9 protein-coding genes are annotated in these 13,965 nt (G+C 60.6%); 6 read left to right on the top strand and 3 right to left on the bottom strand.

The window, feature by feature from the left end; translation table 11 throughout:
• Positions 1–182 precede the first annotated feature (182 nt).
• From ACT6VE_RS00005 to ACT6VE_RS00030, 6 genes are all read left to right on the top strand, one after another.
• Positions 183–1,253: an efflux RND transporter periplasmic adaptor subunit gene (locus tag ACT6VE_RS00005; RefSeq protein ID WP_444796591.1), complete on the top strand. Its 1,071-nt coding sequence runs from the start codon at positions 183–185 to the stop codon at positions 1,251–1,253.
• Positions 1,250–2,323, top strand: coding sequence for an efflux RND transporter periplasmic adaptor subunit (locus ACT6VE_RS00010; protein ID WP_444796592.1), 1,074 nt, complete (start codon positions 1,250–1,252; stop codon positions 2,321–2,323). Before ACT6VE_RS00005 ends, ACT6VE_RS00010 begins: the two co-directional genes overlap by 4 nt.
• Positions 2,320–5,406: an efflux RND transporter permease subunit gene (locus ACT6VE_RS00015; RefSeq protein WP_444796593.1), complete on the top strand. Its 3,087-nt coding sequence runs from the start codon at positions 2,320–2,322 to the stop codon at positions 5,404–5,406. The genes ACT6VE_RS00010 and ACT6VE_RS00015 overlap by 4 nt, the downstream gene beginning before the upstream one ends.
• A gap of 471 nt (positions 5,407–5,877) precedes the next feature.
• Complete coding sequence (locus ACT6VE_RS00020) at positions 5,878–7,044, top strand: polysaccharide biosynthesis/export family protein (RefSeq protein WP_444796594.1); 1,167 nt, start codon at positions 5,878–5,880, stop codon at positions 7,042–7,044.
• A gap of 89 nt (positions 7,045–7,133) precedes the next feature.
• Entirely contained in the window at positions 7,134–9,161 is a 2,028-nt protein-coding gene (locus ACT6VE_RS00025) for a capsular polysaccharide biosynthesis protein (protein WP_444796595.1), read from the top strand.
• A 179-nt stretch (positions 9,162–9,340) separates the two neighbouring features.
• Positions 9,341–10,771 carry a capsular polysaccharide export protein, LipB/KpsS family gene (locus tag ACT6VE_RS00030; protein WP_444796596.1) on the top strand — a complete coding sequence of 477 codons (1,431 nt, stop codon included), beginning with the start codon at positions 9,341–9,343 and terminating at the stop codon, positions 10,769–10,771.
• Positions 10,772–10,918: 147 nt separating this feature from the next.
• Here the strand turns inward: ACT6VE_RS00030 and ACT6VE_RS00035 are convergent, their stop codons facing one another.
• Genes ACT6VE_RS00035 through ACT6VE_RS00045 form a run of 3 tightly spaced genes read right to left on the bottom strand, consistent with a single transcriptional unit; the run spans position 10,919 to position 13,819 of the window.
• Positions 10,919–11,611, bottom strand: coding sequence for an ABC transporter ATP-binding protein (locus tag ACT6VE_RS00035; RefSeq protein WP_444796597.1), 693 nt, complete (start codon positions 11,609–11,611; stop codon positions 10,919–10,921).
• Positions 11,608–12,402, bottom strand: coding sequence for an ABC transporter permease (locus ACT6VE_RS00040; protein WP_444796598.1), 795 nt, complete (start codon positions 12,400–12,402; stop codon positions 11,608–11,610). The genes ACT6VE_RS00035 and ACT6VE_RS00040 overlap by 4 nt, the downstream gene beginning before the upstream one ends.
• 10 nt (positions 12,403–12,412) lie before the next feature.
• Positions 12,413–13,819 carry a hypothetical protein gene (locus tag ACT6VE_RS00045; protein WP_444796599.1) on the bottom strand — a complete coding sequence of 469 codons (1,407 nt, stop codon included), beginning with the start codon at positions 13,817–13,819 and terminating at the stop codon, positions 12,413–12,415.
• Positions 13,820–13,965 lie beyond the last annotated feature (146 nt).

The following is a 13,965-nucleotide window of genomic DNA, read 5'->3' on the forward strand; positions in this document are numbered from 1 at the left end:
GAAAAATATGATTTATTATATTTTCCTATCACAGTCCTCTTCCGATTGGCTTTTTTCACGGACTCCGCCACACTTCAGCCACGGCAAATGAAACAGCTTTGGTGTCAGAGCTTGCCAGCCTGATCTTCGCGATATAGTGAGGACCCATATTAAATGGGTGTTCTGCAACGGTGGAGGCGACGATGATCCGACGGGGGAGAATGATGCTGGCGGCGGTTGCGGTTTGCGCCATCGCATCACCAGTGTCGGCTGAAGGCCTCGCACGCCCGGTGCGCGTTGCGCCGGTGCAGTTCGAACAGCGCGAGCAGACGGTCACCATCACGGGCGAGGTGGTCGCACGCGTGGAGACGAACCTTTCCTTCCGCGTCAGTGGACGCATCACCGGCTGGTTCGTCGATGTCGGCGACGCGGTCAAGACGGATCAGGTTCTCGCGCGGATAGATCCCGAAGAACAGCGAGCCGACCTGGAGGCAGCGGAGGCGGACGTTCGCGCGGCGGATGCGCAGTTGCGGCTCGCCCGCACCAATTTCGACCGCCAGAAATCGCTTCTCAATGACGGCATCAGCACACGTCGCGATTTCGACGACGCCGAAACGGCGTTGCGCACGGCGGAAAGTTCGCGTGAGGCGGCGATCGCCCAGCGCGGTACGGCGAAGGAACTGCTTTCCTATACGGAACTGCGGGCGCCCACCGATGGTATCGTCACGGCGCGCCTCGCCGAGAGCGGCCAGGTAGCACAGGTGGCGCAGACCATGTTCACCATCGCCGACACAGGCCCGCGCGATGCCGTCTTCGATGTCTACGAATCGCTGTTCTTCGCGCAGCCGGCGAGGGACGGCGTCGTCGTGACCCTGCTCAGCGATGACAGGGTCCGCACGACGGGCACGGTGCGCGAGATTTCACCGACGATCGACGCGGAAAAGGGCACCGTGCGCGTCAAGATCGCCATGGACCGGACACCACCGGAAATGACACTTGGTGCCTCCGTCGTCGGTGTCGGCGCGCTGGCGCCGCGCCGGGTTGCGGTCGTGCCCTGGCAAGCCCTTTCCGGCACCGATGGCAAACCGGCTCTGTGGATCGTCGACAAGGCGGACAATACGGTGACCCTGCGCCCGGTCGAGGTCGCCTCCTTCGAGACCGGTGTAGCGCTTATCTCGGGCGGGATCGAAGAAGGCGAGGCCTACGTCGCCGATGGCACGAAGCTGCTCCGGCCCGGCCAGACCGTCACCGCGATCGAGGGAACCGCCCAATGAGGATATCCGCTCTGCTTGCCACGGTGATCATTGTCCCGTTGGCGCTTGCCGGCTGCAAGAAGGAAGAAGAGGCCGCCGCTCCGCCGCGGCCCGTCCTGTCCATGGTCGTCACGCCCACGGCGCTTCCGGGCACACGCTTTGCCGGGACAGTCCAGGCGAAGGTTCAAGCCACGCTCGGCTCGCGGGTTGCAGGCCGCCTCGTCTCGCGCGCCGTCCATGTTGGTGATCTCGTGAAGAAGGGCGACGTGCTCGCTGTGCTCGATGCGACGGCCTATGAACTGGCCGTTCGTTCGGCGCGTGCGGAACTTTCGAGCGCCGAGGCAACGCTGGCCAGTGCGATTTCAATCGAAGAGCGGCAGAAGACATTGCTCCAATCGAACGCCGCGGCCAAGGCCGCCGTCGAGAGCGCGGAGCAGTCGCGCGAGGCGGCCGATGCTGGCGTGACGCGGGCGCGCACGGCGCTCGTGAAGGCGGAGGAGCAGCTCTCCTATACCAGCATCCTGGCGGAGTTCGACGGCGTCGTCGTTGCGACGGGCGCCGAGGTGGGGCAGACCGTTTCGCCCGGCGAGGCGATCGTCACGGTTGCCCGTCCGGACGAGCGGGATGCCGTCGTCGACATTCCCGAGACGGCGGAAGCCATTGTCATGGGCAGCCGGTTTACGGTGTCGTTGCAGATCAATCCCGCCATCACCGTCAAGGGCGTGGTGCGGGAGGTGGCGCCCTCCGCCGATGCTGTGACCCGCACGCGGCGCGTCAAGATCGCGCTTGAAAACCCGCCGGATACGGTGCGTCTCGGCACCACCATCACCGCCGAACTCGAAGGGCCGGACGTTACCGCCATCATGATCCCGGAAACGGCGGTTCTGCAGAAAGACGGCAAGCCGAATGTCTGGCTGGTCGATGCGCAGAAGGGCGAGGTGCGTCTGGCACCGATCGAAACGGGTGCTGCGGTCGGCCGATACTTCCCGGTATCCAGCGGGCTGAAAGCCGGCGACCGGGTCGTCACCGCCGGGGTGCACAGCCTCGAAGAAGGCCAGAAAATCAAGGTTGAAGACGGGGCAAGCCTATGAAGAAATTCAACCTTTCGGACTGGGCGCTCGATCACGCATCGCTCGTCTGGTACTTCATGATCGTCTTCGCGCTGCTCGGCTTCTTCACCTACCAGAATCTGGGCCGGGAGGAGGATCCGTCCTTCACGATCAAGACGATGACGATCAGCGCCGCCTGGCCCGGTGCCTCGGTCGAAGAGACCACATTGCAGGTGACGGAGCGCATCGAACGCAAGCTGGAAGAATTGGAATCGCTCGATTTCACCCGCAGCATCACCACACCCGGCCAGACGCTGATCTTCGTCAACCTCAAGCCGACGACCCGCGCGCGCGATGTCGCGCCGACCTGGGTGACGGTCCGTAACATGATCAACGACATCCGTGGCGATTTCCCGTCTGGCGTCGTCGGTCCTGCCTTCAACGACCGATTCGGCGACGTTTTCGGCAATATCTATGCCTTCACCGCAGACGGCCTCTCGCCGCGTCAGTTGCGCGATTATGTGGAAGACGCCCGTCGGCGCATCCTCACCGTTCCCAATATCGGCAAGGTCGATCTTGTCGGTGCGCAGGACGAGGTGATCTATCTCGAATTCTCGACGCGCCAGCTCGCAGCACTTGGTATTTCCACGCAGCAGGTCGTCTCGACCCTCCAGGCGCAGAACGCCGTCACGCCTTCCGGTGTCGTGCAGGCGGGCGGCGAGCGCGTCAGCGTGCGTGTCGGCGGGCAGTTCGCTTCGGAAGAGAACCTTCGCGACGTCAATCTCCGGGTCAACAACCGCTTCTTCCGGCTGAGCGACATTGCCACGATCACGCGCGGCTACCTGGATCCGCCATCGGCGCTCTTTCGCTTCAACGGCGAGCCGGCGATCGGTCTTGCCATCGGTATGAAGCAGGGCTCGAACCTGCTGGAATTCGGCGCGGCCGTGGAGAAGCAGATCGAGCTTCTGTCGCATGAGCTGCCGGTCGGCGTCGACGTGCATCTCGTGTCCGACCAGCCGAAGGTGGTCGAAGAGGCGGTCTCCGGCTTCACGCGGGCGCTGTTCGAGGCGGTCATCATCGTTCTCGCGGTCAGCTTCGTCAGCCTTGGCGTGCGTGCCGGGCTTGTCGTGGCGCTCTCGATCCCGCTGACGCTCGCGATCACCTTCGTCTTCATGTACTACGACGACATTTCGCTGCAGCGCATCTCGCTCGGCGCACTCATCATCTCGCTCGGCCTGCTTGTCGACGATGCGATGATCGCGGTGGAAATGATGGTGGCGCGGCTGGAGAAGGGCGATTCGCGTCGCAAAGCCGCGACCTACGTCTATACCTCGACCGCCTTCCCGATGCTCACCGGCACGCTGGTGACCGTGGCGGGCTTCATTCCAATCGGGCTCAACAACAGCGCGGCCGGCGAGTTCACCTTCAGCCTCTTCGTCGTCATCGCCATTTCGCTGCTCGTCTCCTGGGTCGTCGCAGTGGTCTTCGCGCCGCTGCTCGGCGTGACGATCCTGCCCAAGACGATGAAGCAGCACCATGGGCAGAAGGGCTGGTTCACCCGCATCTTCGTGCGTCTGCTCGATACATGCATGCACTGGAAATGGACGACCATCGTCGCCACCGTGCTGGTGTTCTGCATTTCCGTCTTCGGCATGCGGTATGTGCAGGAGCAGTTCTTCCCGTCTTCCGACCGGCCGGAACTGATCGTCGACTGGTCTCTGCCGCAGAATGCATCGATTGCCGAAACCAATGCTCAGATCGCCAAGTTCGAGGAGGAGAAGCTCAAGGGCAATCCGGATGTCGAACGCTGGTCCTCCTATGTGGGGGAGGGCGCTGTGCGCTTCCTGCTGTCCTTCGACGTACAGCCGCCGTCGCCGGCCTTCGGCCAGACGGTCATCGTCACCAAGGATCTCGAAGCGCGCGATCGCCTTCGCGCCGATCTCCAGGCCTATCTGCGCGAAACCTTCGTCGGCACGGATGCGCTGGTAAAACTGCTCGACATCGGCCCACCGGTCGGTAGGCCGATTCAGTATCGCGTCAGCGGCCCGGATATCGAGGAGGTGCGCAAACACGCGCTCGAATTCGGCGAACTGCTCGGCAAGAACACGCTGCTGGGTGACATCGTCTATGACTGGAACGAGCCGGCACGCGTCGTGAAGGTCGATGTGTTGCAGGACAAGGCCCGCCAGCTTGGTGTTACCTCGCAGGATATCGCCTCCGCGCTGAACGGCGTCGTCGGCGGCACCACCGTCACCCAGATTCGTGACGACGTCTATCTGATCGACGTTATCGGCCGAGCGCGGGCGAGCGAGCGCGAATCGATCGAGACGTTGCGCCAGCTCCAGCTGCCGACGGCGAGTGGCACCTCGGTGCCGCTCGCCGCGGTCGCCAACTTCCGCTACGAAATGGAGCAGCCGGTCGTCTGGCGCCGTTCGCGTGAGCCCACAATCACCGTCAAGGCGAGCATTACCGGCGGCGTGCAGCCGGCAACGATCGTTTCGCAGGTCGCGAAGGACGTCGCGGCCTTCCAGGAAAACCTGCCCTCCGGCTATAATGTCGTGGTTGGCGGTACGGTTGAAGAAAGCGCAAATAGCCAGGCGCCGATCATTGCTGTCGTGCCGCTGATGCTGTTTGCCATGGCAACGATCCTGATGTTGCAGCTCCAGAGTTTTTCAAGGCTGTTCCTCGTCTTCGCGGTGGCGCCGCTGGCGCTGATCGGCGTGGTCATCGCGCTGCTCGGCAGTGGCGCACCACTCGGCTTCGTCGCCATCCTCGGTGTGCTGGCGCTGATCGGCATCCTGATCCGCAATTCGGTGATTCTCGTTGTACAGATCGAGGATCTTCGGCGAGAGGGTATGCATGCCTGGAATGCGGTGCGCGAAGCGACGGAACACCGCATGCGGCCCATCATGTTGACAGCGGCAGCGGCCAGCCTCGCGCTTATCCCGATCTCGCGCGAAGTGTTCTGGGGGCCGATGGCCTATGCCATGATGGGCGGCATCATCGTCGGCACGGTGTTGACGCTGCTCTTCCTGCCGGCGCTTTACATTGCCTGGTTCCGGATCAAGCCCGAAGACAAGGAAGAGCCGTCGGCTCCACCAGCCGAGCCCGTCGAGACGGCGTAGGGCCTCTCAATTTCGCCCATGTCCGGCACCATAGCTGCGAGAAATCGCAGCTATGGAGGGGTAGGCGTGGGGAGAGGCAATGATTCTCGTGGCAAGCTTCAGGCGCGGTTACGCCCTTTATATGACTTGGCTTTCGCGGGTGAAGATGCGTTCTTTTTGCCGCACTCTTTTTGAAAAAGCTGGTGGAAAAAGTTGATTTTCAATGCCGAAGGGCAAAGCGGCTTTTCACACAGTAACGAATGTGCAAGGGATTTTCTCCATGGTGTCGGCGGGACAGGGCGGATGTACCGGAGCGGAACAAGGTTTGGTCATGGGACTTGACGAAACGTTGAAACTGCATGTCTATGCCGCCCAATCGTGGCAAGCGATCGGCTCTTGCCTCGTGCCCTCTCGGGCGCGGTCGAAGGGAATTGCAGTGTGATGATCGGAATTGAAGACGTGAGCAGGCCGCGTAAGGGTTTGGACGCATTCGTGCGTATTCTCGCGGCAGGAACCCTGCTGGCACTGGCTGGCTGTATCGTTCCAAGTGATGGCCCGCTGACCAACGAGGTTATTTCGTCTGGCGCGGACGGCAAGGCCTACGAGATTCCGCAGACCAAGCTGATTTTTGATGTCGTCACGATCGACCAGCGCATCGCCAACAGCGTGAACGCCTCGCCACGTGCCAGCTTCGCCAAGACCTTCGGTATCGGCGGCGGCGGCGGCACGCCGGTCATCGGGATCGGTGACCGCCTCGAGGTCACGATCTTCGAAGCGGGGCCGGACGGCTTGTTCTCCACCGCCGAGCGCAAATCGACGTCGATCCCTGTCATCGTGCAGCCGGACGGTCACGGCCAGATCCCCTATGTCGGCTCGGTACGTTTTGCCGGTATGACCATCGATTCGGCGCGTTCGACGATCGTCGAAGCGCTGAAGGCAAAGGCTGTCGAGCCTGATGTCATCGTGGCGATGGCCGACAATGCCTCCCGGACGGTGTCCGTTCAGGGTGATGTCCACAAATCGTCCATCGTGCCGCTCGGGTTGAACGGTCTGCATATCAGTGAAGTTTTGGCGATGGCGGGCGGTGCAGCCAAGCCGCCGTATGATACCTATGTCAGCCTGAAGCGCTCCGGCCGTATGCGATCCGTGCTGCTGCAGTCGATCATCGACAATCCGAAGGACGACATCTACGTCAAGCCGGAAGACCAGATCTACGTCAGCTACGATCCGCAGACCTTCTCGGCGCTCGGACAGACGGAGAAGAGCGGCAAGATCGCGTTCAACGCCGCCAAACTCAGCCTCGTCGAAGCCGCGGCACTCGCTGGCGGCGGCAATACGGCCACGGCCGATCCGAAGGGCTATTTCGTCTTCCGTTACGAAGAGGAAGCCGTGTATCGCAGCGTTGTGGGTGACGATCGCTTCCGCGACCTGATTTCGCGCGGCATGGTGCCGGATACGGAGGGTCGCTATCCAATCATCTACCGCCTCGACCTGGCGGCGACGCAGAGCTATATTATCGCCCAGAATTTCCCTGTGCGGAACAAGGACGTCATCTATATGGCGCGCCATGTCGCAACGGATTTTGCGAAGTTCATGAGCATCATTTCCAGTGGCTCAAGCGCGGCCTACAATATCCAGCGCACAGGACGGGCGTTCTAATCGCCGAGCGCTTTCGGCAGGTTCGCTGCATTGCATCCGGATTGTCCTTGCGGCATTCCGGATTTTTGCATTTTGTCGTAGAGGGCTGAATGGCCGGACAGACACGGAAAACCTACGCGCTTCTTTCTCCCGGCCTCTGGCGGCAACGCTGCGACATAGCCCGGCTGCTCGACGCCGATGTTGTGGCATGGCCGTTTGTTTTTCCGGGCCGTATCGATGGTTTTGTCGGCTGGGGCCGGCGTGCGTCCGGCATTCGGGCGATGCGGCTTGCGGCGCGCTTCGGTAAGGAAGTCATTACCCTGGAAGATGGCTTCCTGCGTGGCTTCGCGCCGGGGCAGGGGGAGCCCAGCCATTCCTATGTCATTGATCGGGACGGCATCTATTTCGATGCGCAGGCGACGAACGGACTGCAGCGGCTTCTCTCGCTGCCTGTGACCGATGCCGTAGCGCTCGAGCGCGCCCGCCTGCTGATCGCCCGACTGCGCAATGAGCGCCTTTCCAAATACAATAACAGTCCGCTGCTGAGCCCCGCTGACGCCGGCGTGTCTTCCGGCCGTCCTTTTGTCCTGCTCGTCGATCAGGTTGCGGGCGATGCATCCATAGCCGGCGCCGGCGCGGGGCCGGAGAGCTTTCGGGCTATGCTGGAGCGGGCCATCGCGGACAATCCGGGCAAGACGATTGTCGTGCGCACCCACCCTGCAGCAGGCGATCGGAGCCTTCTGCGGCAGGCCGCGTCGGTGATCGGCGCCGATATCGTCGTCCCGGGACGCATGAACCCCTGGCCGCTTCTGGAGGCGGCCGACAGCGTCTATACGGTCTCCAGCCAACTCGGCTTCGAGGCGCTCATGGCGGGCCGACAGGTTCATTGTTTTGGAACGACCTACTATTCCGGCCGCGGGCTGACCAACGACTATAGCGCTCAGCCCGCGAACCGGCCACCTGCATCGCTCGAGCAGGTTTTTCATGCGGCATTCCTCGATTATTCGCATTATCTGGACCTGCACAGCCGTGAGCCGTGCAGTCTGGAACGGGCGGTAGAACAGGCGGTTGCCGTTCGGGATCAACGCATGCGCGTCGATCGGAAGGTGTTTACCGCCGGGTTCTCCCCGTGGAAGCGTAGGGCAATGACCCCCTTTCTCAAAGGTGTTGCCGGTAATCCGATCCACAAGCACTCGCTCGATGCGGCGGTTGCCGCCGCCCAGGCCAAGGACGGCGTCGTCGCCGTTTGGGGCAGCGATCGGCCGTTGCCCGTCGGCACCCAGGCCATCAGGCTTGAAGATGGTTTCATCCGGTCGCGCGGACTGGGTGTTGCCCTGACCATGCCGTCCTCGATCGCCGTGGATGACGAGCATGTCTATTACGATGCCCGCGGCGAAAGCCGGCTGGAGGCGATTCTTTCAGGCGGGACGTTCGATGAGCCGTTGCGCGCTCGCGCAAGGGCACTTGCGCAGCTGCTCGTTCAGCGCGGTGTTTCCAAATACAATCTGGGCACGGAAGCGAGTTTGCCGGCCGGGGCCGCGGGACAGTTGAAAATCCTCGTGCCGGGACAGGTCGAGAAGGATGCGTCGATCCGTTACGGCTCGCCCGCCGTGCGGTCGAACGCGGCCCTCGTGGCGGCGGTGCGCGCACTCTTTCCGGATGCCTTCATCGTCTACAAGGCGCACCCCGATGTGGTTTCCGGCGTGCGTGACGGTGGGGCGGTGCCGGTTGCGGCCGACATGATCGTCAAAAACGGTGACATCCTGCAATGGATTGCGTGGGCGGACCGTATCGAGACGATGACCTCGCTTGCCGGTTTCGAGGCGCTTCTCAGAGGCAAGATCGTCGGGGTGCATGGCGCGCCCTTCTATGCGGGATGGGGTCTCACAGAGGATCGTCTGATGATACCGCGCCGCACGCGCCGGATCGATCTGGACACACTTGTTGCCGCAAGCCTCATTCTCTACCCATTCTATGTCCATCCTCTCAGTGGCCTGCCCTGCCGCCCGGAGGACCTCATCGAAGAGATTTCTGTCGGCGCCTTGAAAAAGTCCGGCCTGCTGCAAAAGATGGCTTTGGGTGCGGCGCAGCAGATAAACCGGGTTGGCGTGTTGTTTCGCGACTCGCGGTTGCGATAGGCGGCAGGCGAACAGGTGCCGCGGTTGCGTGGCAAAGCTGCTGCACTTTTCGAATTTCGGTTGCCAAATCGGCAATTTGTGGGGGGAGCGTTGTAGATGCCGTTGCTAAAATTGCTACTTTGTGCGAATACCAAGCGCATTCAGCGTCAGCGCTATCCTTTAGGTTAAGCCAGCCTGTCATGATCGAACAGCATGAAAAACATCTGAACGCGGATGCCGATGGGAATGCCTCGGTAAAGGGCGCGCGACTCGTCAATCTGGCGTTGCGCCGTAAGCTCTCCAAGCGATTCCCCTCCAAGAGCGCGCCGCGTGTGCTGTTGCTGCAGGGGCCGGTCGGTCCCTTCTTCCGCAAGGTGCAGACTCTTCTCAATGAGAGTGGTTTTGATGCCTGGCGTGTCAGCTTCAATGCGGGTGACCGGCTTTTTGCCCGCGGAAGCAACATTCTTCATTTTTCCGGAACGGCAGATGCCTGGCGCGACTGGTTCACCGGGATCGTAACGGAGCATGGCTTCGACTACGTCATCCTGTTCGGGTGCGAACGTGACGTGCACAAGATAGCGATCGAGCAATGCGCCTTGAACGCTATCCCCGTGCTGAGCCTCGAAGAAGGCTACATTCGTCCCGGGTTCGTGACGATGGAGCTTGGCGGCAACAATTGGCTTTCGCCAATTGCCGGGCTCTTGCCGCCAGAGGATGAGGCCAAGCAGCGGCGTGAACGCCCGAAAAGCACGACCTATCCGTCTTCCTTCGGCGCGATGGCGACCTATGCCTTCACCTATTTTGCCGTGCGTGGCGTCTTCTCGACCTTGAGCGAACGCAAACTTTTCCATAAGCCCAAGCGGTCGCTCGTGACCGAGATGTTCTACTGGATCAAGAACTATTATCTGAAGTTCCGCAATCTCGGCCGCAATTACCGCAGCATGGAGCGGCTGCTCGAGCATCACGACAAGAAATATTTTCTTGTTCCCCTGCAGGTACACGACGATAGCCAACTGGCTGCTGCGGCTGGTGGCTGGAACAACCAGAAGCTCATTCTGAAGGCGATCGTTTCCTTCGCGCGAAACGCGCCGCCGACGCACCAGCTGGTTTTCAAGATTCACCCCATGGAGCGCGGGCATAGCCAGGATAAGCAGTTCATCCGCCAGGTGGGCGTGCTGAACAACGTGGCCGACCGCGTGCATATCCTCGACAATGGGTCGCTGGGCCTTCTGACGCGGCATTCAGCAGGCATGGTGACGATTAACAGCACCTCCGGTCTGTCGGCGCTGGTGCATGGCGTTCCGCTCGCCGTTCTCGGAAAAGCGTTCTATCGCCATCCTTCGCTTGCTTTCTGCGTCGCCAAGGGCATCGATCTGGACAGCTTCTGGTCGAACGGTCAGGTGGCCTCTGCGGGCCTGCGGAGGGACTATCTGAACTGGGTCGCCGAGCAATGCCTCGAGCCTGGTGACTTCTATGCCTATGAAGGGATGGAGGTTGCGACCAATTCGCTTCTCATGAAGCTGCGTTCCTTGGAGACGGTCGGCCGTGCGACGGGCGTTCTGCTGCCTCTGTCCGGCGCCGTCGATTCGCAGGTCTGGGTGCAGCGTTCCGGCGAAGCATCTGCCGGCTAACCAGCCTTCATTATTATTGTGATTGCCTAAGCGCGCCGCGAGCTTTCAGATTCGCTCCTCGGCGCTGGATCTTTGATTTTTCGCACGTCGTTCTCTGAAGGCCGCGCACCCTTTTGCGCGGCATGTTTTAGCCGGCGCAGAGCGGCGTCAGGCTGACCGGCGCCGCCTCGGTGCGGGTCGAGAGGTTCGCATGATTTCCTCGTGAACCTCGATCGCTTCCTCGATATCGTTGTAGAACGTCAGTTGGCCTTCATTCATGACGCCACCGATATCGCAGAATGAGCGCAGCAGACCGGCAGAGTGCGAAACAAGAAGAAGGGTTGCATTTTCGCGGCGCTGATCGAAGACTTCCTTGCACTTTTTCTTGAAGGTCGAATCGCCGACGGCGATCACTTCATCGATAAGATAGTACTCAAACTCGATCGCCATGCAGATACCAAAGGCAAGTCGCGCTTTCATACCGGCTGAATAGGTCCGCACGGGCATGTCCAAGTAGGGGCCGAGTTCGGAGAATTCACCGACGAAGTCGAGTACTTTGGTGCGGTTCTTGCCATAGATATCGGCGATGAACCGTGTGTTTTGAGCGCCCGTCAGTTTGCCGTGCACGCCGCCGTTGAAGCCGAGCGGCCAGGAGATTTTCCCCTCGCGGATAATACGGCCGGAATCCGGCAGGTCGCCGCCCGATATGAGGTTCATCAGCGTGGATTTGCCGGCGCCGTTCCGTCCCAGGATGCCCACATTGATACCGGGGCGAAACGCTGCACTGAATTTGTCTATAATGATCTTCTTTCCCCCGCCAGGGCGCGGAAAAGCTTTGCTGACATTGTCGAATATTATCATGCGTTAATGATCCGCGGCCTGAAGACGCGCTCCAGCGTTAGGCCAATGGCTAGCAGTCCGGTCGCCACTCCGAGAAGATAACCTTTGTCGAGCAGCGGTGTGTAGTCGATATAGGTGGAGGTACGGAACCATTCCACGCAATGCAGGAACGGGTTCCACCACAAAATAGCCTGGACCTCCGGCGAAAGCTGCGTCGGCATGTAGAACACGCCTGAGAGCAGCATCAGCGGCATGTTCATCATGTTCAGGAACGTGTCGTAGCGGGGAACCAATGCTCCCACCGCGGCATTGAACGTCGCGAAGGAAAACGCGAAGAACAGAATGGCCAGCAGGCATTCCATGAAATCGCCCGGATACACGATGATCGGCCGATCCATGGTGTAGGCAAGGCCGCCCATGAAAAGGCCGCAGATCATGATCCAGATTGTCGCTTCGAGCAGAAAGCTTGCGACGATCGTATCGAGCGGACGGATGAGAGGGTAGGTCAGCATTGGCTGGTTGCTGATGATGGCGCGCTCTGTTTTGCGGGAGATACCGCGTGTCATCCGGAACCCGAACACGCCTGCCAGAATGAACAGTGCCGCATTGTCGCCGAAGGGGATGTTCGCCTTCATGAAGGTATGCATCGCCAGGAAGATGCCAACATAGGCGGCTGGTTCTGCCAGGATCCAGATGAAGCCGAAACGGCTCTTGCTGAACCTGGTGACGGCATTTCTCACCACAAGAGCCGAAATGACCCTGGCATTTTCCTTTAGCGCGTAGCTCAGCGGTTTTTCAGCGAAGATGCTCATGACGCCACGATCAAATTGAGTGGTCCTTGACGGACCGGAGCGTGAAGTACCCGATGATCCAGAGACCAACGGATGTGATCAATACGATGAAGGTGTTCAGCATGCCCAGCGGATACAGCGCGATTTCCGGTTCCCGGGGCGCCACGTAAACTGCGAAATAGCGCTCCTGCTTCTGCGCTTCCTGCATCGCGGTTTCAAGCGAGGCGAGCGAGGCGGTGTAAGCCTTGACCGCAAATTCCTGCTCGACGCTGAGTTCCGTGAAGCGGTCGAGCATTTCGGGCAGTGCGCGCCCGCCTTCCGCTCCGCTCCGGGTGGTCTTGTTGCTGGAATCGACCGGAGCGGCCTCGCCGGTAATCCGTCTCTTCTGCTCGATAAGCTGTTCTTCGAGCGCGCTGATCTGCCGCTCGATGACGCGGGCCGAGGGGGCGTCGGAACTAATCGAATCGACAAGCGCCTTGTATCGCGTCCTGAGCGACGCGAGTTCCTGCTCAAGCGTGCCAATGATCGCGGCTTCCATCGTTGCGACGGCCGTTGGATCGACGGCCTGTTCCGTCATGCGCAGGTCGGTAATCTGCTTGCGAATGTTGCGCAGGCGCTCTTCCGAACGGGCAACCTGTTGGTTGACGACTTCGATGAACTGTTTGCGTGATTTCTCGGAGAGTGTATTCACCAAATTCTCGGAAACGGTGAGAATGGAATCCGCGACCTGCTTGGCGTCCGACGGGGAAAACGCATAGACCTGCATGGTCACGTTGCCTGTCGTCGAATTGAAGCTGACATTGATCATGTCGCGCCAATAGTTGCGGAATTCGTCCAGTGATCCGTCTTTGTTTTCGCGGTACAGGAAGTCAATCGACGGGCGCGAGTAGATGTCCCGGATGTCGACGTTCGTCTGTTCCTTTATGTCGGGCAGGATCTGCGCCGAATGAATATAGTCGGCGACAATATAGGAATCGCCGGACTGCGCCGAGTTTCCAACGAGAGCCGAAAGGCCAAGCGCGTTGAAGGAGTTCTCGCTGGAGCCGCGGACCGAAAACTGCGTCTCGACAACATATTGTGGGCTGGCGATGAAAAGGTAATAGAGGCTCGTGAGGAATGCAGGGAGAACTGCAGCCGCGAGGAAGGAAATTTTGGCCCAGGGAAGCTTCCGCTTCCTTTTCGGCATTTCGGGCAGCGTCATGATGGTCTTGACGATGTCCTTCGGCAGGGCAGGCCGCGAGTCGGCGCGCTTGCCGAGATTTTCCTCGTCATCAAGCGCCGGATCGGCACGGCGCTGGGTCGCGGCGGCCTGTCTGATCGCGACGACCTTCTGCTGATGCGCGGCGCGCTGCTTGGCACGCTGCTTAGCGATATCCATCAGGCTGCTTGCCTTGGCATCAGGGTTTTCTGCCGCAGCGGGCGCTTTCTCGTCTTTCACGTCGCTACTCTCTCAAAAGCAAACTGATTGGTCGCCTGGTCGTTTGTGGCGGCAGATTATGCGACTTTGCCCTTACAAACAACTAAAATGCCGTGCATGAACAAGGCCGAACGGTCGTGTCCAGCCGTAGCACAGTTGTCTATCGG

Source organism: Shinella sp., from assembly GCF_052438155.1.
GTDB lineage: Bacteria > Pseudomonadota > Alphaproteobacteria > Rhizobiales > Rhizobiaceae > Shinella.